This window comes from Mesorhizobium alhagi CCNWXJ12-2 (genome assembly GCF_000236565.1).
Taxonomy (GTDB): Bacteria; Pseudomonadota; Alphaproteobacteria; order Rhizobiales; family Rhizobiaceae; genus Allomesorhizobium; species Allomesorhizobium alhagi.
On record NZ_AHAM01000146.1, the window covers coordinates 1 to 20044 of the forward strand.

Annotated in this window: 17 protein-coding genes; 6 read left to right on the top strand and 11 right to left on the bottom strand. The window is 63.3% G+C overall.

Annotated features, from left to right (window positions below; genetic code table 11):
- Positions 1 to 45: 45 nt before the first annotated feature.
- Positions 46 to 1107 (top strand): ABC transporter ATP-binding protein, encoded by a 1062-nt coding sequence (locus tag MAXJ12_RS17520; RefSeq protein ID WP_008837268.1) that lies wholly within the window; start codon positions 46 to 48, stop codon positions 1105 to 1107.
- A 6-nt stretch (positions 1108 to 1113) separates the two neighbouring features.
- On the opposite strand, the gene MAXJ12_RS17525 is transcribed toward MAXJ12_RS17520, so the two are convergent.
- Positions 1114 to 2277, bottom strand: a complete 1164-nt coding sequence (locus MAXJ12_RS17525) for a M20 aminoacylase family protein (protein ID WP_008837269.1) — start codon at positions 2275 to 2277, stop codon at positions 1114 to 1116.
- 404 nt (positions 2278 to 2681) lie between these two features.
- Between MAXJ12_RS17525 and MAXJ12_RS17530 the strand changes: the two genes are divergently transcribed.
- The 4 genes from MAXJ12_RS17530 to MAXJ12_RS17545 all read left to right on the top strand — a co-directional run bounded on the left by MAXJ12_RS17530 (position 2682) and on the right by MAXJ12_RS17545 (position 7129).
- A complete protein-coding gene (locus tag MAXJ12_RS17530) occupies positions 2682 to 4166 on the top strand; it encodes a lipopolysaccharide biosynthesis protein (protein WP_008837271.1) in 1485 nt (494 codons plus the stop codon).
- Positions 4167 to 4226: 60 nt separating this feature from the next.
- Entirely contained in the window at positions 4227 to 5231 is a 1005-nt protein-coding gene (locus MAXJ12_RS17535; protein ID WP_008837272.1) for a polysaccharide pyruvyl transferase family protein, read from the top strand.
- 34 nt (positions 5232 to 5265) lie between these two features.
- A complete protein-coding gene (locus MAXJ12_RS17540; RefSeq protein ID WP_008837273.1) occupies positions 5266 to 6090 on the top strand; it encodes a hypothetical protein in 825 nt (274 codons plus the stop codon).
- Between the two features lie 463 nt (positions 6091 to 6553).
- Positions 6554 to 7129, top strand: coding sequence for a hypothetical protein (locus tag MAXJ12_RS17545; RefSeq protein WP_008837274.1), 576 nt, complete (start codon positions 6554 to 6556; stop codon positions 7127 to 7129).
- A gap of 59 nt (positions 7130 to 7188) precedes the next feature.
- Here MAXJ12_RS17545 and araD read toward each other — a convergent pair whose 3' ends face one another.
- From araD to MAXJ12_RS17585, 8 genes are all read right to left on the bottom strand, one after another.
- Positions 7189 to 8958, bottom strand: coding sequence for an L-arabinonate dehydratase (araD, locus tag MAXJ12_RS17550; protein ID WP_008837275.1), 1770 nt, complete (start codon positions 8956 to 8958; stop codon positions 7189 to 7191).
- Positions 8955 to 9716, bottom strand: coding sequence for a FadR/GntR family transcriptional regulator (locus tag MAXJ12_RS17555; protein WP_008837276.1), 762 nt, complete (start codon positions 9714 to 9716; stop codon positions 8955 to 8957). Before MAXJ12_RS17555 ends, araD begins: the two co-directional genes overlap by 4 nt.
- Positions 9713 to 10696 carry a galactofuranose ABC transporter, permease protein YjfF gene (gene yjfF, locus MAXJ12_RS17560; RefSeq protein ID WP_008837277.1) on the bottom strand — a complete coding sequence of 328 codons (984 nt, stop codon included), beginning with the start codon at positions 10694 to 10696 and terminating at the stop codon, positions 9713 to 9715. The genes MAXJ12_RS17555 and yjfF overlap by 4 nt, the downstream gene beginning before the upstream one ends.
- A complete protein-coding gene (locus tag MAXJ12_RS17565; RefSeq protein WP_008837278.1) occupies positions 10696 to 11712 on the bottom strand; it encodes an ABC transporter permease in 1017 nt (338 codons plus the stop codon). Before MAXJ12_RS17565 ends, yjfF begins: the two co-directional genes overlap by 1 nt.
- Positions 11709 to 13223 carry a galactofuranose ABC transporter, ATP-binding protein YtfR gene (ytfR, locus tag MAXJ12_RS17570; RefSeq protein ID WP_008837279.1) on the bottom strand — a complete coding sequence of 505 codons (1515 nt, stop codon included), beginning with the start codon at positions 13221 to 13223 and terminating at the stop codon, positions 11709 to 11711. Before ytfR ends, MAXJ12_RS17565 begins: the two co-directional genes overlap by 4 nt.
- A gap of 94 nt (positions 13224 to 13317) precedes the next feature.
- A complete protein-coding gene (gene ytfQ, locus MAXJ12_RS17575) occupies positions 13318 to 14262 on the bottom strand; it encodes a galactofuranose ABC transporter, galactofuranose-binding protein YtfQ (RefSeq protein ID WP_085983974.1) in 945 nt (314 codons plus the stop codon).
- Between the two features lie 122 nt (positions 14263 to 14384).
- The gene (locus MAXJ12_RS17580) at positions 14385 to 16136 is read right to left on the bottom strand and encodes a cation:proton antiporter domain-containing protein (RefSeq protein ID WP_040586649.1); all 1752 of its coding nucleotides are present in this window, start codon (positions 16134 to 16136) and stop codon (positions 14385 to 14387) included.
- Between the two features lie 234 nt (positions 16137 to 16370).
- Complete coding sequence (locus MAXJ12_RS17585) at positions 16371 to 17036, bottom strand: ArsR/SmtB family transcription factor (protein ID WP_008837282.1); 666 nt, start codon at positions 17034 to 17036, stop codon at positions 16371 to 16373.
- 473 nt (positions 17037 to 17509) lie between these two features.
- Here MAXJ12_RS17585 and MAXJ12_RS17590 point away from each other — a divergent pair, with 473 nt between their 5' ends.
- Positions 17510 to 17938, top strand: a complete 429-nt coding sequence (locus tag MAXJ12_RS17590; protein WP_008837284.1) for an FKBP-type peptidyl-prolyl cis-trans isomerase — start codon at positions 17510 to 17512, stop codon at positions 17936 to 17938.
- A 39-nt stretch (positions 17939 to 17977) separates the two neighbouring features.
- Here the strand turns inward: MAXJ12_RS17590 and MAXJ12_RS17595 are convergent, their stop codons facing one another.
- Both MAXJ12_RS17595 and groL read right to left on the bottom strand, forming a co-directional pair.
- Positions 17978 to 18148 carry a hypothetical protein gene (locus MAXJ12_RS17595; protein ID WP_085983975.1) on the bottom strand — a complete coding sequence of 57 codons (171 nt, stop codon included), beginning with the start codon at positions 18146 to 18148 and terminating at the stop codon, positions 17978 to 17980.
- Between the two features lie 178 nt (positions 18149 to 18326).
- On the bottom strand, positions 18327 to 19952 hold the full coding sequence (gene groL, locus MAXJ12_RS17600) for a chaperonin GroEL (RefSeq protein ID WP_008837286.1): 1626 nt from the start codon (positions 19950 to 19952) through the stop codon (positions 18327 to 18329).
- Positions 19953 to 20044: the final 92 nt, after the last annotated feature.

The window sequence follows — 20044 nt, forward strand, 5'->3', positions numbered from 1 at the left end:
GGCCGCCGGCATCGAGGTCCGCGCCGTTCCCGCGGGAGCAGGCCTGTGAGCGCCGCGCCGGACCATATCGCCGAGGCTCCGGCGGTAGACGGCGTGCCGCTGGTCGAGGTCGAAGGGCTGGGCCGCGTCTTCGACCTGTCCAAGCGCTGGCTGAACCGCCTTCTCGACGGCAGCGGCAAGGTGACGCTGACTGCGGTCGACGGCGTCGACATCGCGATAAACCGCGGCGAAACCTATGCCTTGGTCGGCGAATCGGGATCGGGCAAGTCCACCATCGCCAGGATGGTGGTCGGCCTTTTGCCGCCGACGTCCGGCAGCGTCCATATCGGTGGGGCCGACATCTGGGCCGAGAGCGGCGGCCCGCGCCAGCGCCAGATACGCCGGCGGATCCAGATGATCTTCCAGGACCCCTTCGCCAGCCTCAACCCGCGCTGGCGCGTCGGCTCGATCGTGGCCGAACCGATCAAGGCCTTCGGCCTGATCGCCGACGCCCGCGACCGCGAGGCCCGGGTCGGAGAACTTCTGGCGCTCGTCGGCCTCGATCCGCGCGACGCCGGCAAGTTTCCGCATGAATTCTCCGGCGGCCAGCGCCAGCGCATTGCGATCGCCCGGGCGCTAGCCTCCGAACCCGAATTCATCGTCTGCGACGAGCCTACCTCCGCGCTCGACGTCTCGGTGCAGGCGCAGGTTCTCAATCTGCTGCGCGAGTTGCAGGAGCGCCTCGGGCTGACCTACCTGTTCATCAGCCACAATCTGGCCGTCGTGCGCCACATGGCGACAAGGGTCGGCGTTCTCTATCTCGGACGGCTGGTCGAGGAAGCGCCGGCGCGCGAGCTCTTCGCGGCGCCGAAGCAACCCTACACCAGGATGCTGCTCGACGCCGTTCCCGACATCGGCATGGAAGGCGTCGAGCGCCAGTCCATCGCCGGCGAGATCCCAAATCCGATCAACCCGCCGGCCGGCTGCCACTTCAACCCGCGCTGCCCGTATGTGATGCCGCATTGCAAGACCATCGTGCCGCCGCTCTATCAGGTAGGCAACGCCAAGGTGCTCTGTCACCTCTACGCGGACGGCGTCGACGCCGCCCTCCCGCCGCCGGCGCGCTGACCCGGCTCAGCGGGCCGGCAGCGCCGTCTCGACCAGCTTGGCCCAGTAGGACGCGCCGATCGGGATGATGTCGTCGTTGAAGTCGTATTCCGGGTGATGCAGGTACTGCGTGTCGCCCTGGCCGAGATAGATGAACGCGCCGGGCCTGGCATCCAGCATGAAGGAAAAATCCTCTCCGCCCATGACCTGCGGCGTGTTCATGTCGACCTTGTCGGAGACGAGCCGGGCGACGGAGCCGGCGAATTCGGCTTTCTCGGCATTGTTCGACAGGACCGGATAGTGACGCTGGTAGTCGAGCGTAGCCTTTGCGCCGAAGGCAGCCGCCGTGTGCTCGACCACTTCCCTCATGCGGTTTTCTAGGAGGTCGCGCACTTCGGATGACAAGGTGCGGGCAGTGCCGGTCAGCCGCGCCGTCTGCGGGATGACATTGAAGGCGTCGCCCGCCTTGAAGGTTGTGACCGAGACCACCGCCGCCTCGATCGGATCGACGTTTCGCGCCACCACCGACTGCAGCGCGGTCATGATGTGCGCGCCGACCAACGTCGTGTCGATGACGCGCTGGGGGCGCGCCGCGTGGCCGCCCTTGCCTTCGATATCGATTATGAACATGTCGGCGGCCGCCATCATAGGCCCCGAACGGATCGAGAACTGGCCGAAGGGAATGCCCGGCGCGTTGTGCATGCCGTAGACTTCGTCGATCCCGAAGCGGTCCATCATGCCTTCATTGACCATTTCGCGGCCGCCGCCGCCCCCCTCCTCCGCTGGCTGGAATATGACCACGGCCGTGCCGTCGAAATTGCGTGTCTCGGCAAGGTAGCGCGCGGCCCCCAGCAGCATCGCCGTATGCCCGTCATGGCCGCAGGCGTGCATCACGCCGGGCGTCTTTGACATATAAGGCCGCTCGACGATCTCCTGGATCGGCAGCGCATCCATGTCGGCGCGCAGGCCGATCGTCTTGCTGCTCGCAGTCTGACGGCCCTTGATGACGCCGACCACGCCGGTGCGCCCGATACCGGTGGCGATCTCGTCGACGCCGAACTCCTTCAGCTTCTCGGCCACCAGAGCCGCCGTCCGGTGCACATCGAACTGCAGTTCGGGGTGCGCGTGAATGTCGCGCCGCCATTTCGTGATGTCGTCGTGAAACCCCGAAATCCGGTTGATGATAGGCATCCGTGTCTCCTGGCTGGTCGTGCGCATCGCGCGCGGCGGGAAGCCGGGACAATGACGGCGCGCCGGCACGGAGGCAAGTCAATCCACCGCCAAGTCCAGGGCCGCGGTCGAATTCGAGCTATCGAAAACGCCTGAAACGAACCGTGATCGCATTCCTATTGCAGTGCAGCATAGGCGCAATTAAGTTCGCGGCGGCTTCGGTCAGCGGCGTGGTCGGCAAGCACCATCAGCCGAGTGCAGGAATTCAGGGCGTGCGGATTGCCGCCGCATCAGTTCCGATTGGAGTACGGTTTGGCGCCGGCGGACATCCCTCCCATGAACGTCGATCTGAGGACGAATACCGTTCCCTCGGTGGTCCGCACTGCCATCAGCGTAGCCAGCATCAGCAGGGCCATCCTCGTCATATGACCAGCATCAGCGGCCGGCTAATCAAGGGGAGCATGTGGCTAAGCCTGTCCCGGGCGATCGTGAACGGTCTGGCGACGCTGAGCACCATCGTGCTGGCGTGGTACCTGGCGCCCGCCGATTTCGGCGTCGTCGCGCTGGGCACGACCATGCTGCTGATCGTCAGCACCGTCACCGAGCTCTCGCTCACCCAGGCGCTCATCCGTCACGAAGCGCCCAAGGAATCGCATCTCAGCGCCGCCTGGACGCTCAACGCCACACGCGGACTGCTCCTTTGCCTTCTCTTTGCCGCCTGCGCCTATCCGGCGTCCGGGCTGTTCGAGGAGCCCAGGCTCGCCGGCGTCATGATTGCCCTGGGCTTCAGCATGCTGCTGAGCGGCCTGACCAATCCGCGCCTGATCATGCTTCAGCGCGAGTTGATCTTCTGGCAGGAGTTCGTGCTCAGCGTCTCGCAGAAGCTGACCGGCTTCGTCGCCGCGGTGGCGATCGCGATAATCTATCAGAGCTATTGGGCGCTGGTCGTCGGGACGCTGGTGACCCAGGCCACGAACGTCATCATCTCCTATCTCGTGCTGCCGTTCCGGCCCAGGATCACCTTCCAGCACATACGGGAGTTCTTTTCCTTCTCCGCGTGGCTGACAGCCGGCCAGATCGTCAACACGCTCAACTGGCGTTTTGATTATCTGCTGGTCGGCAAGATGCTCGGCGGCACGGCGCTCGGCTATTATTCGGTCGGCTCCAATCTCGCCATGATGCCGACGCGCGAAGCGACTGCGCCTCTTGTCCAGACGATCTATCCGGGCTTCTCCAGCATTCGCGACGATCCGGCACGTCTCGCCGCCGCCTATCAGCGCGTGCAGGCGCTGGTCGCCGCAATCGCCCTCCCCGCCGGCATCGGGGTCGCGGTGGTGGCAGACCCGCTGGTCAGACTGGCGCTTGGGGAGAAATGGGCGCCGATCATCTTCATCATCCAGTCGCTCGCCTCGGTTTTCGCGCTGCAGACGCTGGGCTCGCTGGTGCAGCCGCTCGGCATGGCCAAGGGTGAGACGCGGCTTTTGTTCATCCGCGACACGCAGATGCTGTGCGTCCGCGTTCCCATCATGATCGTCGGGTTGATGCTCGCCGGCCTTCAGGGCGTCATCATCGGCCGCGTATTCACCGGGCTGTTCAGCGCGCTCGTCAACATGATTCTCGTGCGGCGCTTCATCGGCGTCACGGTATTGAAGCAACTCTCGGCCAATATGCGGGCACTGACGAGCATCGCGGTGATGGCGGCAGGCGTGACGCTCGCATCCGGCTATCTGCCCCATACGACCGAGAAGATCATGCTGGCGGAGCAACTGGCGATGCTGGTTGCGCTCGGCGCCGGCCTCTATTGCGGGTCGACTTTGCTGCTCTGGATGTTGATGGGGCGGCCGGCCGGACCCGAAACGGAGGTCCAGAAGATCTTGGGCAAGATCCTGTCCAAAGTTCGCCCAGCTTGAACACTACACGGCAATCCCTGCCGCCGCGTACGGCCCTGCCAGCCAGATGGAGATGAAAAAATGCCTGCAGAATCAAATCTGGACGTGATCGCCAGGTTGCGGGGTGTCATACACGACTGCCTGAAGGACTACATCTCCGACGACGAGCCGCTGGCTATCCTCGACTTTCCGGACATTCGCAACTGCGGTGATTCGGCGATCTGGCTGGGGGAAATGGCCTACCTCCAGAATCGGTACGGCAAGCGCCCGGCCTACGTTTCGCGAATTGACGATTTCTCGCCCGAGGACCTTGAACGCGTCATGCCGACAGGCCCGATCTTCATCCATGGCGGCGGCAATTTCGGCGACATCTGGGGCGCGCACCAGGATTTCCGCGAGCGGGTGCTCGAGCGCTTCCCCGAGCGTCAGGTCATCCAGTTCCCCCAGTCGATCCACTACAAGTCGAAGGAACGCGTGGAACAGAGCGCGCGAGCCATCGGGCGCCACAAGAATTTCGTGCTGCTGGTCCGCGACGAGGAATCGAGAGAGTTCGCGCAAAAGCACTTCGACTGCCAGGTGCGTCTCTGCCCCGACATGGCCTTCTGCATCGGCGCGCTCCAGCCCGCCGCATCCGAGTTTCCCGTGCTTGCGATGCTGAGGGCGGACCTTGAAAAGGCGGGCGACGCCGATCTCTCGGCCTATCCGGACATTCCGATGGAAGACTGGACGACCGAATCCGCCAGGCGCGTGCGCGTCTCCAAGGCGTTCGGCGCGGCGTCGGCGCTGGTAGCGCTCAAACCGGCTGAGATACGGCTGCGCAAGCTCGACGCGGCAGCGCACAACCGCTTCCGGCGCGGCATCACGCAGATTGCGCGCGGGCGCGCGATCGTCACCGATCGCCTGCACGTCCACATCTGCTCGCTGCTGCTCGGGCGGCCGCATGCCGTGCTCGACAACAGCTACGGCAAGGTGCGGCGATTCATGGCGGCGTTTTCCGGCGGAACCGACCTGTCCTACAAGGCGGCGTCGCTCGACGACGGGATCGCCTGGGCGCGCCATCAGGCCAGCGTGGGAGCCGCCGCATGACGCGACGGCCCATGCAAACGGGAGGCGGGATTCGATGACGCTCGTCACCTTCATCATTCCCGTCCGCCATCAGGACAATGCCCGCGACTGGAACCTTCTCAAGGCGAATCTCACCCAAACCATCGCCTCGATCTCGAACCAGACGAATGACGATTGGCGAGGCGTCATCGTGGCAAACGAGGGCGCCGACCTGCCCGACCTGCCGCCCCGCTTCAGCGTAGAGCGCGTCACCTTTCCTCCGAACGACATGCACGAAATCGGCAAGTCTGGCAACATCGAGGACGTCTACGACGCCTTCCGCGCCGACAAGGGACGCCGCGTGCTGAAGGGAATGCTCGGCGCCCGCGACAGCCGCTTCTTCATGATAGTTGACGATGATGACTTCGTAAGCGCCAGGATCGTCCAATACGTATCGGAAAATCCCGACGCCAACGGATGGACGATCAATCGCGGCTATATATGGGACGACGGTGGCAAGCTCCTGCTGGGGTATGACGACTTCGACCATCTCTGCGGAACGTCGCTGATCATCCGATCGGACCTCTACGGCCTGCCGGAGCACTTCGAGGACGCCTCGCTCGATTTGATCAAGTCGATGCTCGGCAGTCATGTCCGCATCGCCGGCATCCTCGCCGAGCGTGGCGCGCCGCTGACGCCGCTGCCATTCCGCGGCGCCGTCTACCGCGTCGCCCACAGCGGGTCGCACAGCAAGGCGCCTAGCCTCCTGGTCACGTATTTCCTGAGCTGGCAGGCGCTCAAGCGGCCGAGACGCATGCTTCGCAGTCTGGCCAGGCTCCGGCTGGTCGGCGAGACTGCAAGGCAGGAGTTTTTCGGCAGGCCCGCCCCGCGCAACGCCTGACCCCCTACTGCAATAGCTTGATTCCGGTCAATGGCCGGATAGCCGGATTTACGTCGCGACCGGTTGGAGAGAGCGGGGCCGACCGAGCGCCTCGCACCGGTGTGCGTTTCAATAGCCCTGCCGACCCGACTGTCCAATCCACATCGTGATCCCTCGGGCTCCGTCGCGGGCTCGTCAAATCCATGTCCGGCTCAGCACGCGCTGGGCGCAGATAATTTCGCCTTGCCCTTTCCTAGCCGAAAATCGGCGGTATGTGACGATTCCGTGACAGATTTGTTAAGGAGCGCGCATGGCGTCCGTTGTCCGTGAAGAAAGCAGTGCCGGGACCGGCGCCACGACTTTTGCTCCATTCCTCCCACAATCGAGAGATCAGTCCCAGTGGCTGACTGTCCCGCTCATCGCCATAGCATTCTGCACGCTTGCGGCCGCCCTGACAGCAATTCTGGCTCCGAGTGCGCGGTCCTTGCTCCTGCAGGAAGACGGCATCATCGAAATGGCCTCTGTCGCCTGCCTGGCGGCTGTCGTGCTCGGAGCCGGGGCGGCGTCCGCTCTATGGGGTCTGCGCGCGCCGCTGGTGGTCGCGGGGCTGATCGGGTTCATCGAATTGATGGACGAAACCAGCTTTGGTTCCCGCATCTTCGGATTCCAGCCCCCTGCCCTTTATGGAGGCGGCGAACTGGATGGCTTCCACGACCTGCTGATCCTGGCTTATCGGCTGCTGCACGATGTCGATCGGAGCCTGGCCTGGCTGTGGGTGGGCCTGTTGCTTGCCGCTTCCCTCGGCATCATGATGTTCGCCCTGACCCAGCTATTGAACGGGATAAGGAACAGGCGCTCGGGGCTCACGGATCACGTCCTGCTCTTCCTGCACATCGGGTTCATCGGCCTTGCGCAAGTCATCGACATCGCCACGGCGTCCAATGCGCTGTCGGCGGTGGAGGAGATGTTCGAGTTCAACGCCAGCCTTGCCCTGGTGTTTTATGTTGCCCAGCAGGCGCATCGGTCGTGGGCCGAAAGCACTGCGCGATTATCCAGCTGACCTGGAGAGGCCGGAGCAATACCGCTAAGCGGTTAGGACCATCCCGCCGCTGTCCTGCGTCAGTGAGAATCCTTCGGCACGGCATTGCCGCGCACGCCCTTGAGGAAGTCGAAATCGGCGCCGGTATCTGCCCCGGTGACGTGGTCATGGTAGAGCATGGCATATCCGCTTTCGGGCCGCCTGACCGGGTTCTTCCAATCCCTGAGCCGCCGCTCGATCTCGTCTTCCGGCACGTCGAGATGCAGCCGCCGGTTCGGCACATCGACTTCGATGAAATCGCCGTTGCGAACGATGGCCAGCGGCCCACCGGCCGCGGCCTCCGGGCTGGTATGCAGGATCACCGTGCCGTAAGCGGTTCCGGACATGCGCGCATCCGAAATGCGGATCATGTCCGTTATGCCCTTCTTCAGCACTTTTGGCGGCAGGCCCATATTGCCGACCTCGGACATGCCGGGATAGCCGCGCGGCCCACAGTTCTTCAGCACCATCACGCAGGTCTCGTCTATGTCGAGATCGGGGTCGTCGATTTTCTTCTTGTAGTCGTCGATGTCCTCGAAGACGACCGCGCGGCCGCGATGGACCATCAGCGCAGGCGTGGCGGCGGAAGGCTTCAGAACCGCGCCCTTCGGCGCGAGATTCCCGCGCAGCACCGCGATGCCGCCCTGCTGCGTCAACGCCCTGTCGACCGGCAGTATGACGTCCTCGTTCCAGTTTGTGACGTCCTTGACCTCCTCCCACTGCGTCTGGCCGGAAACCGTCAGCGCATCCTTGTGCAGCAATCCGGATTCGCCGAGCCGCTTCAGCACGACGGGAAGCCCGCCGGCATAGAAGAACTCCTCCATCAGATATTTCCCGGACGGCATCAGATTGACGATGGTCGGCACGTCGCGGCCAAGCCGATCCCAGTCGTCGAGCGTCAGATCCACACCGGCGCGGCCGGCAAGGGCCAGCAGATGCACCACGGCGTTAGTCGAGCCGCCGATGGCGCCGTTGGTGCGGATCGCATTCTCGAATGCCTCGCGCGTCAGAATGTCCGAGGGCTTGAGATCGTCCTTGACCATCTGCACGATGCGCCGGCCGGTGAGCTGGGCCATAACCCGCCGGCGGCTGTCGACGGCGGGGATTGCGGCGTTGCCCGAAAGCGCCATGCCGAGGGCCTCTGCCATGGAGGCCATCGTGGAGGCCGTGCCCATCGTGTTGCAGGAGCCGGGCGAGCGGCTCATCGCCTGCTCGGCGTCGAGGAAGTCCTGCTGGCTCATCGTGCCGGCCTTGATCGCCTCCGACATCTGCCAGAGTGCGGTACCGGATCCGACGCGCTCGTTGCGGAACCAGCCGTTGAGCATCGGCCCGCCGGTGACGGCGATGGCCGGAATGTCGGCGGAAGCCGCGCCCATCAGCAGCGCCGGCGTCGTCTTGTCGCAGCCGACCATCAGCACCACGCCGTCGAGCGGGTTGGCCCGCAGCGCCTCCTCGACATCCATCGATGCGAGGTTGCGGTACATCATGGCCGTCGGGCGAAGTGCGCTCTCGCCGGTGGAGAATACAGGGAATTCCAGCGGCAGCCCGCCAGCTTCGTAAATGCCGTGCTTCACGCGCTGCGCAAGATCGCGCAGATGCGCGTTGCAGGGCGTCAGCTCCGACCAGGTGTTGCATATGCCGATGACCGGGCGGCCGTCGAACAGGTCGGCCGGCAGTCCCTGGTTCTTCATCCAGGAGCGGTGGTAGATGTGGTCGCGCGACGTTCCGCCGAACCATTCCTGGGAACGCAGCTTTCGCGGCCATATCGCTGGCTTGAATCCACCCTGGTCGGGTTTGTTTTGGTCCGTCATGAAAATTGCTCTTCCGGCGGCGGATTGCCGGTAACATCGGCGACGCGGTCGATGCCTTCCTGGATGACCTGGCGCATGGCGGCGCGTGCCGACGCCTGATCGTGCTGTTCGATGGCGCTGACGATGGCGCGGTGGCGCTCCACGGTAAGCTTGTGGCGCTCCGTATTGGGGATTGGCGAACTGACGGCAAAGGTGGTGGCGAGCGCCACCTCGATCAGCCCGCTGATCGCCCGCATGAACGGATTTTGCGAAGCCTCGGCGACCCCGATGTGCAGACGCAGATCGTATTCGACGAAATCGTCGCCAGTCACGGCCGGGTCGCCCATGCGGTCGACGCATCGGTACAATTCCCTGACCTGCTCGTCAGTCCGGCGCAAGGCCGCCAAGGCCGCCGCTTCCGGTTCGAGCGCCAGTCGCATTTCCTGCAGGCTGAACAGGAACTCGGCATCAACTGCGCCTGTATCCGCATGCCACTGGAGAATGTCGGGGTCGAACAGGTTCCAGTTGTCGCGCGGCATCACGCGCGTTCCGATCTTGGCCTTGGGCATGATCATTCCCTTGGCGGCCAGCGTCTTCAAAGCCTCGCGCAGAACCGTGCGCGAGACGCCGTAGCGATGCTGGAGTTCGGCGTCGCGGGGAAGAATGGAGTTTTCGGGGAAGGCGCCGGAAACGATGCCACGTCCGAGATCTGCCATGACATGGCCGTGAAATCCCTTCGGCGGGAGCGTGCGGCTGATGCCTGGCTGGATGGTGATCATGGTGTTGCGACCTGCGACGACCCTTTGCGGGCCGACAGGACCACCAATAGCCGCTGCAGGGCAATGAAGGCAAAGAGCAAAAGGCCGACGACGATCTTCGTCCACCAGCTCGACAGGGTGCCGTCGAATACGATGTAGGTCTGGATCAGGCCCTGGATGATGACGCCAACGAACGTGCCGGCCACCAGCCCGACGCCGCCTGTCAGCAGCGTGCCTCCGATGACGACCGCCGCGATCGTGTCGAGTTCGACGCCGACGGCGGAGAGCGAGTAGCCGGCCGAGGTGTAGAGCGAGAAGACGACGCCTGCGAGCCCGGACAGGAAACCCGACAGCGCGTAGATGCCGATCGTCGTGCGGGCAACGGGCACGCCCATCAGTTCGGCCGAGGTCCTGTTGCCGCCGATCGCATAGACGTAGGAGCCGAACCGGGTGTAATGCGCGACCACGATGCCGGCCAGGAAGACGATCACCATCAAACCGCCGATGAGCGTCAGCCGGCCGCCGCCCGGCATGCGAAAGTACAAGCCGTGGAGCGTGGTGTAGAACTCGTGCGCTATCGGAATGGAATCGGTGGTGATGACGAAAGCCATGCCGCGCGCCAGGAACATGCCCGCTAGGGTCACGATGAACGCCGGCACATCGAGATAATGGATGACCGCGCCCATGGCGGCGCCGAAGACTGTCGCAATAGTGAGTGCGATGCAGAAGGCGGCCAGCGGGTGTACGCCGTACCAGGTCACAAGCACGGCGATCAGAACGCTGGTAAAGCCGATTACGGAGCCGACCGACAGGTCGATGCCGCCCGAGATGATCACGAAGGTCATGCCGACCGCCGCTATACCGAGAAACGCATTGTCGGTGAGCAGATTGCCCAGGACGCGCGTGGAAAGCATGTTCGGGAACTGGATGACGCACACTGCGTATGCGAGCAGGAAGATCACCAGCGTGGCGTAGAAGGGAAGGAGGCGCGAGGAAGTCATCAGGCTTCGGCCTTCCTTGCAGTTGCGGCGGCGCCGGGCCGCAGCAGCAGTTTGAAGCCGCTCAGCGACGCCGCCTGAACGAGCAGGATCAATATGATGACGGCTGCCTTGACGATAAGGTTGTATTCCGGCGGAAAGCCGGAGATCAGGATACCGGTGTTCATCGACTGGATGATGATCGCGCCCAGGACCGACATCAGTATTGAAAAGCGCCCGCCGAGCAGCGACGTGCCCCCGATCACGACCGCAAGGATTGCGTCGAGTTCGAGCCACAGGCCCGCATTGTTGGCGTCTGCGCCGCGGATGTCGGCGGCGGCGATGATGCCGGCCAGGGCGGCGCAGAAGCCGCAGAATGTATAGATCATCACGATCAGCAGGCGGCTGTTGATGCCGGCATAGGTGGAGGCCGAGCGATTCACGCCGATCGACTCGATCAGCATGCCGAGCGCGGTGCGTCGAACGACAAGCACCGTAAGCAGCGCGAGCGCCGCCGCGATGATGACCGGCATCGGCAGACCGAGGAAGGAGCCGGTGCCGAAGAAGATCAGGCCCGGCTCCACGAAGGTGACGATGACGCCCTCGGTGATCAGCTGCGCAATGCCGCGGCCGGCGACCATGAGGATCAGGGTCGCCACGATGGGCTGGAGTTCGAGGACGGCGACGAGCAGGCCATTGAGCACGCCGCAGGCGATTCCGACCGCCAGCGACGACAACAACACTACGGGCAGCGAATAGCCCTCGACGGTCATGGTCGCCGCCACCGCGCCAGCCATCGCCATCACCGCCCCGACGGACAGGTCGACCCCCTTGGAGGCGATGACCGCTGTCATGCCGATGGCAAGGATCGCTACCGGCGCGCCGCGATTGAGCACGTCCACCAAACTGCCGAACAGGCGTCCGTCCTGCAGGCGCAGGTCGAAGAAGCCGGGAAAGGCCAGCCAGTTGAAAAACAGGATGACGGCAAGGCAAGCGAGCTGCGGGGCAGCCTTGCGCAATCCGGACACAAGCCCGCTCATCGTGCCGCTCCGTGTTCGGCGGCGATCGCCCGCATGATGTTGTCGGTGGAGATCTCTGCGCCGGCCAATTCACCGGCATGAACACGGTCGCGCAGCACGCGCACGCGCGTCGAATAGGCGACGATCTCCTCGATCTCGGACGAAATGACCAGCAGCCCCAGGCCTTCGTCGCAGAGCCTGTTTATGAGTTCGATGATCTCGGCATGCGCACCGACATCGATGCCGCGCGTCGGCTCGTCAAGGATCAGAAAGCGCGGCTGCGTGGCCAGCCAGCGGGCAAGGATCACCTTCTGCTGGTTGCCGCCGGAGAGCAGCTTCACGGGCTTTTCGATGTCGGTGGTGCGGATGTCGAGCGCCTTGACAAAACGGTCGGCCAGCTCCGTCTGCTCGCGCGTCGACATGCGGCGGAGCCAGCCGCGCCGCGCCTGAAGGGCGAGAGCGATGTTCTCACGCACCGACAGGTCGCCGATGATGCCGTCCGCCTTGCGGTCCTCGGGGCAAAGCCCGAAGCCAAGCCGGATGGCGTCGCGCGGCGACGCGATCCTGACCGGCTTGCCGTCCACGGTGATTGTGCCGCGGTCCGGCAGATCGATGCCGAACAGGAGGCGCGCCGTCTCGGTGCGGCCGGAGCCCAGCAGCCCAGCGACGCCGACAACCTCGCCTGCTGAGATTGTCAGGTCGAAAGGCGCGACCGATCGAGCGCGGCCGAAATCCGAAAATGAAATCTTGCGTTCCGACGGCTGTGGCGCCGCGCGGCGGCCGTGCTCTGTTGCGGCCGCCAGCGTCCGGCCCAGCATCATCGACACGAGGTCGACTTTCGTCAGATCGCTGGTCTGCCTCGTTCCCACGAGCTTGCCGTTGCGCAGCACCGTGATGCGGTCGCTGACGGCGTAGACCTGGTCGAGAAAATGGGTGATGAAAACGATGCCCAGACCGCGGTCGCGCAACTTGCGCATGACGCCGAAGAGAAGCTCGACCTCGTGACTGTCGAGGCTCGCGGTCGGCTCGTCGAGAATGAGCACCGAGCCGGACATGTCCACCGCGCGGGCAATAGCGACGAGCTGCTGTACGGCGATGGAGAAGCTGGAGAGCTGCGCGCCGACATCGATCTCGATGTCGTACTGGGCGAGCAGCGCCTTGGCCTGCTTCTGCATTGTACGGGTGTCGACGAGGCCGAATCTCCTCGGCTGGCGGCCGATATAGAGATTCTCCGCCACCGCCAGGTTCGGCAGGAGATTCACCTCCTGGTAGACGGTGCCGATGCCGAGCTGCTGCGCGTGCATGGGATCGCGCACAGCCACGGCTTGGCCGTTGAGTTCGATGGCGCCGCTGTCGGCCTTGTGGACGCCGGTCAGCACCTTGATCAGCGTCGACTTGCCGGCGCCGTTCTCGCCGAGCAGCGCATGGATTTCGCCCTTGCGCACCGAGAAGTCGATACCGTCAAGAGCTTTCAGGCCGAGAAAGCTCTTGCGGATGTCGGTCGCGTTGAGCAGCAGGTCAGGCTCGCTCACGGCGTCCTCCCCCGAGGGTGATGCGGCTCATATGCCACGGTTCGTCAGATGAAGCGGGCCGACCCTTGGGAGGCCGGCCCGCTTGCGGGAAAGATCAGTAGCCGAGGCCCTTCTTTTCCTCGTAAACCTTCATCGGCTCGTCGGCAGGGGTATAAAGCTTCGATTCCGTGATGATCTGCTTGGGCGGCATGGTGCCGTCAGCCATGAACTTCTCCAGGACGTCGAAGGCCGGCCCGGCCATGTTCGGGGTCAGCTCGACGGTGGCGTTTGCCTCGCCGTCGGCCATCGCCTTGAAAATATCCGGTACGGCGTCGATCGAAACGACCTTGATGTCGGCGCCGGGCTTCAGGCCGGCTTCCTTGATTGCCTGGATCGCGCCGACCGCCATGTCGTCATTGTGGGCGTAGAGCGCGCAGATGTTCTTGCCGCCGCCCTCGGCCTTGAGGAAGCCTTCCATCACTTCCTTGCCCTTCGCGCGGGTGAAGTCGCCTGTCTGGCTGCGGATGATCTTGATCGTCGGTGTACCGGCGATCGCTTCCTCGAAACCCTTCTTGCGATTGATAGCGGGCGAGGAACCCGTCGTGCCCTGCAGTTCGACCACGTTGCACTCCTTGCCCGCGGCGTCCTTCACCAGCCACTCCCCGGCAACCTTGCCTTCGAGCACCTGGTCGGAGGCGACCATGGTCATATAGAGGTCCGGCGAACCGTCTATGCCGCGGTCGAGCAGGATGACCGGGATCTCGGCGTCCTTGGCCTCTTCAAGCACGGATTCCCAGCCCGTCGCGACGACCGGCGCCACCAGGATCGCGTCGACGCCCTGGGCGATGAAGCCGCGGATCGCCTTGATCTGGTTTTCCTGCTTCTGCTGTGCGTCGGCGAATTTCAGGTCGATCCCGCGCTTTTCAGCCTCGAGCTTGGTGACGCTGGTCTCGGCCGCGCGCCAGCCGGATTCCGATCCGATCTGCGAAAAGCCGACCGTCAAATCCGCGGCCAACCCAGATCCGCCGAGCGCCAGGGCGATCGCCGATCCGAGCAGCATGGTCTTCAAAATTCTGGTCATTCGAACCTCCCAAAAAGTCGATCGCGGCTCCTCCCCGATCGCCAGAAACCGTTTAGTCATATAGTATGACTTTTGCAAGTCGGATTCTGACCGAGGTCGCACTATGATCCCTTTGCTTTGCTCCGCGCGTGTGTGAGATTCATTTCACGCCGGCGATTTGCCATTTCGTCGACCGACGCACGCAGGGCCGGATGCCGCGCCATGAACTGGTTGAAGTCGCGGCGCTCCAGCACCAGAAATTGGCAGAAATCGACCGCGGTCACATCTGCTGTTCGCCTCGAGCCGCTCAGAAGCGCCATCTCACCGAAGAACGAACCGGCTTCCAGACGGATGGCCTGGCCATTGACGTGAACCTCGACCGCTCCGGAGGCGATGAAGTAAACCCCATCTCCTCTCTCGCCAATTCTGATCACGCGCTCGCCGGGAGATGCCGCTTTCGGTCGAAACAGCAGGAGAAGTTCTTCCTGGTCGTGTTCGTCGATCAGCGACAGAAGCGGAAACGTCTTCAACAGCTCTTGAACCTTCAGTTGTCGTGCCCGCTCGCGCGCCTTTCTTCGAGCCTTGACCTTGTCCAAGTCGCGGACCAGCGTTTCATGGTGAGCTCGGCCATAGGCGGCGTAAGCGGCCGGCCACATGGCGCGAACCCGCTTTTGCAATTCCGCGGTCATGAAAAAGACGAGCGGGTTGAGCGTTATCGACAGCAATGCCCCCGCAAGCACGAAATCCCGCCCGTCAGGCGGTATCAGACCGTGCGACATGCCCAGTCCCACAAGGATGAAGGAGAACTCGCCGATCTGGGCGAGGCTCGCGGCCACCGTGAGGCCCATGCCTATTGGATACCGCAGCAACAGCACGATTGCGAATGCGATCAGCGATTTGCCGACAACGATCAAGGCAAGGACGCTGAAGACCTCACCGGGTTGTCGGACGATGATCGATGGATCGAACAGCATGCCCACCGAAACAAAAAACAAAACTGAAAATGCATCCTGCAGTGGCAGGGAGCCGGCTGCGGCCCTCTTGCTCAGGTGCGATTCGCTGAGCACGACGCCGGCGAAGAACGCTCCGAGCGCGAATGAGACGCCGAACACTTCCGCCGATCCGTAGGCGATGCCCAGCGCGAGAGCGAGCACGCATAATGTGAACAGCTCGCGCGAGCCGGTGCGAGCGACCTGGGTCAATATCCAGGGCACGACTTTCGGTCCAAGAAATATCGCCAGTGCAGCAAAGGCCGCGACTTTGCCGAGTGTCATGACGAGCGCCAGTACAATGGGCTGACCGCCAGAGACTGCCTGATGTGCAGCGCCTTCTGCAGCAGGATGGCTGCCCAGCAGTTCAGCGAACGCAGGCAGCAGCACGAGCGCCAGCACCATCACCAGGTCTTCAACGATAAGCCAGCCGACCGCGACACGGCCATTCGGGCTGTCAACCAGATTGCGCTCTTCCAGTGCTTTCAGGAGTACGACCGTACTCGCCACGGACAGGCTCAATCCGACCACGATTCCGGCGCCGAGGCTCCACCCCCAAAGCCAGCACAAGCCAACCCCGAGCAGTGTGGCGAGCACGATTTGCCCAATGGCGCCCGGGATAGCGACTCCGCGAACAGCCAGGAGATCCGAAGCTGAAAAATGCAGCCCGACGCCGAACATAAGCAGGATCACACCCATCTCGGCGAGCTGGCTCGCAAGAGCCCCATCGGCCACAATGCCCGGCGTGAACGGGCCGGCGAAGATACCAGCGACAAGATAGCCGACGAGAGGCGGCAGATGCAGGCGATCGGCGAGATATCCGAACGCGAACGCGAGTACAAAACCCACTGCCACCGTGGCGATTAGTGTGGCATCACCATGCACGTTTGCCATCCTTTGAACGGGAGGTGCATAGATGGCCATCGCGGCGCGTTGCTGTCAAATACCTCGGTGATCGCACGTTGGCCGTGAACGTTCGGGCTACCGGCATGGAAGTATGCGAGGGTTAGCCGATTTGGCATTTTGCTGGTGCTTGCGCGGCATGCGAAAGCCGTGGAAGTCACCCTTCGCACATTTCTGGACGTAGCGTCTCCCGCCCAGAAGGCAGACCTTACTCGGCTAGGCCGTTATTTCGACAGGCATGCCCGCCGCTTTCCATTCCGGCAGACCATCTTCCAGCCGCCGCGCAGAAATTCCGCGAGCGCGCAGCGCTGCCACCGCCTCGAAGGACATCACGCACCAGGGACCGCGGCAGTAGGCGACGACCTCCAGCGCCGGATCGATTTCCTGGAGGCGACTTTCCAGGTCGCCAAGCGGCACATTGATCGCTCCAGGAACGTGGCCGCGCGCGAATTCGTCCGGCGGACGGACATCGAGCACAGTGACCAGCCCATCGCGCATGCGCTGTACGAGGTCCTCGCGTGCCACAGGCTCCATATCGTCACGTGCATCGAAATAGCCGCGGACGATACGGTCGACCTCAGCGAGGTGGCGCTCGGCAACGGTCCTGATGGACGCAAAAGCTGCAAGCACGCTCTCGTCGGCAAGACGGTAGTTGACGAACTTCCCGTCGCGTTCGGCCGAAACGAGGCCCGCCCTGCGCATCGACTGCAGATGCTGGGACACGTTGGCGATCGGCAGGCCGAGCTTCATCGCAAGCAAGTCGACACTGCGCGGCCCCTGCCCCAGATGCTCTATCAGTTCAAGCCGCTGCGGGTTGCCGAGCGCCTTCGCGACGGTCGCGAACTGCTCGTAAAGGGCCTGCTTCGGGTTGCGGATTGACATCGGGTTTCCAGTGACGCTACATCATTCAACGTAATTATTGAATGACAAGTTCGAGCCGCGTTGTCAAGCTCCGGGTCCCTTCGGCTTGGGGTACCGCGACCGCCGAAGATCGGCATGGGCGCGATCCGCTTTGGCCTGAGGCGCGCAGCAACGGTCGAAGAGACCGACAACGCTGTAGAACGGCTGGGCGGATTCTCGAGTGACAAGGGAAGAGCAGCGACGAAACGCCACTGATCCTGAAATCCAAAGTACTACGGCTCGCCTTCGGCTTTCATGCCCGAAAGCCTCCTGCTCGAGGCGCGCCGCCACCGAACTTCGGACACTGCCCCAACGCCGATATTGTGCCGAGCTTTACACCGACGGTCAGGGCGCTAGGTATCTGCTTATAGCTCTATCCGGCACCTGCCGGAGTAGGTTAGGCGTGCGGCTTTCGAAGCCGGCAGCCGCGTTTCTTCTCAAGCAGAGGGATAGATATGACCGAAGTCAAAAACGGCGACATCGTGCGCATTCACTATACCGCAAAACTAGCCGACGGCACCGAATTCGATTCATCAGCCGGGAAGGAACCGCTAGAATTCCAAGTCGGCGAGGGTCAGATCATTCCGGGCCTCGATCGCAGGATCGACGGCATGGCCGTCGGCGAACGGAGCACGGTGACGGTCCCCGCCGCGGAAGGTTATGGCCCCCGTGACGAAGCCCAAGTGCAGACCGTGCCGCGCGCGGCAGTTCCCGAGGACGTCGATGTGGGCGCCAGGCTCCAGGCGAACACTCCGGACGGTCGACAGGTTGTACTGACGGTTGTGCATCTCGATAGCGAGCAGGCGACGGTCGACGCCAACCACCCGCTCGCCGGTGAGGACCTTCTCTTCGAAATCGAAGTCTTGGAAGTCGTTGGATCCTAGGTTGATGGCATTGCCGAACACCTTGGCGTAGCGGCAATGTCAACGCAGGCGGTTATCCTCGACCGTCTGCCGATCTCGACGGCGCGTGCCGTCGGTATCCGCTTTCTTATGCCTCTCCGCGGCAAGTTTGCGGATCTGCTCAAACCGGTTTTCCTCGGTCTCGCTTGCAACCGCCGGAGACGGGTCGCCCTTCTTTTCGAACGTGATCATCGGCCAACTCCTTTTGTGATGCGGAAAGCCCGTAGAAACAAACATCTCGGCGGCCATGTCGCTGGCCGCTCGAGAACTGCCGGCCTGCTGGGCGCCAGTGTCAGGTCATGAGCGCAGCGACGCAGCCCCTCGGTGGCGCGCCCGCCCGGCCGTCGGCGGCCGGGCGTTCAGGCACCGCTCAGTAACCCATTCCACCACCGTTGTTCGCAGCGGCTGCATCCTTCGGCGGGACATCCGCAATCATGGCTTCGGCGGTAATCAGGAGCGCGGCGATGGAGCCCGCGTCCTGAAGGGCGGTGCGCACGACCTTGGCCGGATCGACGATCCCGGCCTTGATCATGTCGACGTAAGCTTCCGTCTGCGCGTTGAACCCCTGGTTGGGATCCTTTCCGGCCATCAGCTTGCCGACGACGATCGAGCCTTCAACGCCGGCATTCTCAGCGATCTGCCGGATAGGCGCCTCGAGCGCTTTCAAGACAATCGAGATGCCCGCCGTCACATCGGCATTGGTTCCGGTAAGTCCGGTCAAGGCCGCTTTGGCCCGCAGTAGCGCAACGCCGCCGCCGGCAACGATGCCTTCTTCCACCGCAGCGCGGGTGGCGTTGAGCGCATCGTCGATGCGATCTTTCTTTTCCTTGACTTCCGTCTCGGTCGCGCCGCCGACGCGAATGACCGCAACACCGCCGGCAAGCTTCGCCAGCCGCTCCTGCAGCTTCTCCTTGTCGTAGTCCGAAGTGGTCTCCTCGATCTGCTGCTTGATCTGGGCGACGCGCGCTGAAATGTCCTTCTTTTCACCAGAGCCGTCGACGAGCGTGGTCGTGTCCTTTTCGATGAGAACGCGCTTTGTCCGCCCGAGCATGTCGATCGTGACGTTCTCGAGCTTGATACCGAGGTCCTCCGAGATCATCTGGCCGCCGGTCAGGATCGCGATGTCCTCGAGCATGGCCTTGCGGCGATCGCCGAAGCCCGGCGCCTTGACTGCCGCTACTTTCAGGCCGCCGCGCAGCTTGTTGACGACCAGCGTAGCCAGGGCCTCGCCTTCGACGTCTTCGGAGATGACCAGCAGTGGCCTGCCGCTCTGCACCACGGCTTCGAGGATCGGCAGCAAGGCCTGTAGATTGCCGAGTTTCTTCTCGTGGATGAGAATGTAGGGGTCTTCCAACTCCGCGCGCATCTTCTCGGCGTTGGTGACGAAATAAGGCGAGAGATAGCCGCGATCGAACTGCATGCCTTCGACGACGTCGAGTTCGGTCTCGGCGGTCTTGGCTTCCTCGACGGTGATCACGCCTTCATTGCCGACCTTTTTCATCGCCTTGGCGATCATCGCGCCGACGGACGCGTCGCCATTGGCGGCGATCGTGCCGACCTGGGCGATCTCATCGGATGACTTCACTTTCTTGGAACGCGTCTGGATGTCCTTGACGACGGCAGCCACGGCAAGGTCTATGCCGCGCTTCAAATCCATCGGGTTCATGCCGGCGGCAACGAGCTTTGCGCCTTCGCGCAGAATGGAAGCGGCGAGCACCGTTGCGGTCGTGGTGCCGTCGCCAGCAAGGTCGTTGGTCTTCGAGGCCACTTCACGCACCATTTGCGCGCCCATGTTCTCGAACTTGTCGGAAAGCTCGATTTCCTTGGCGACTGTGACGCCGTCCTTGGTGATGCGCGGTGCGCCATACGACTTGTCGATCACGACATTACGGCCCTTAGGTCCGAGCGTGACCTTGACGGCGTTGTTGAGCAGTTCGACGCCGCGCAACATGCGGTCGCGAGCATCGGTGGCTAATTTGATTTCCTTGGCAGACATGATTTTCGTCCAGTTCAGTCTTGAAATGAGGTGAGCGGAAAATCGCCCGGTCAGGCGGCTTTCTTGGCCGCTTCGGCCTTGTCGACGATGCC

Bases quoted from the DNA above. Each gene is read 5' to 3' on its own strand.
- MAXJ12_RS17525 (WP_008837269.1), bottom strand. From the start codon at position 2,277: ATGCCTATCATCAACCGGATTTCGGGGTTTCACGACGACATCACGAAA.
- MAXJ12_RS17530 (WP_008837271.1), top strand. From the start codon at position 2,682: ATGACCAGCATCAGCGGCCGGCTAATCAAGGGGAGCATGTGGCTAAGC.
- MAXJ12_RS17535 (WP_008837272.1), top strand. From the start codon at position 4,227: ATGCCTGCAGAATCAAATCTGGACGTGATCGCCAGGTTGCGGGGTGTC.
- MAXJ12_RS17540 (WP_008837273.1), top strand. From the start codon at position 5,266: ATGACGCTCGTCACCTTCATCATTCCCGTCCGCCATCAGGACAATGCC.
- araD (WP_008837275.1), bottom strand. From the start codon at position 8,958: ATGACGGACCAAAACAAACCCGACCAGGGTGGATTCAAGCCAGCGATA.
- MAXJ12_RS17555 (WP_008837276.1), bottom strand. From the start codon at position 9,716: ATGATCACCATCCAGCCAGGCATCAGCCGCACGCTCCCGCCGAAGGGA.
- yjfF (WP_008837277.1), bottom strand. From the start codon at position 10,696: ATGACTTCCTCGCGCCTCCTTCCCTTCTACGCCACGCTGGTGATCTTC.
- MAXJ12_RS17565 (WP_008837278.1), bottom strand. From the start codon at position 11,712: ATGAGCGGGCTTGTGTCCGGATTGCGCAAGGCTGCCCCGCAGCTCGCT.
- ytfQ (WP_085983974.1), bottom strand. From the start codon at position 14,262: ATGCTGCTCGGATCGGCGATCGCCCTGGCGCTCGGCGGATCTGGGTTG.
- MAXJ12_RS17585 (WP_008837282.1), bottom strand. From the start codon at position 17,036: ATGTCAATCCGCAACCCGAAGCAGGCCCTTTACGAGCAGTTCGCGACC.
- MAXJ12_RS17590 (WP_008837284.1), top strand. From the start codon at position 17,510: ATGACCGAAGTCAAAAACGGCGACATCGTGCGCATTCACTATACCGCA.
- MAXJ12_RS17595 (WP_085983975.1), bottom strand. From the start codon at position 18,148: ATGATCACGTTCGAAAAGAAGGGCGACCCGTCTCCGGCGGTTGCAAGC.
- groL (WP_008837286.1), bottom strand. From the start codon at position 19,952: ATGTCTGCCAAGGAAATCAAATTAGCCACCGATGCTCGCGACCGCATG.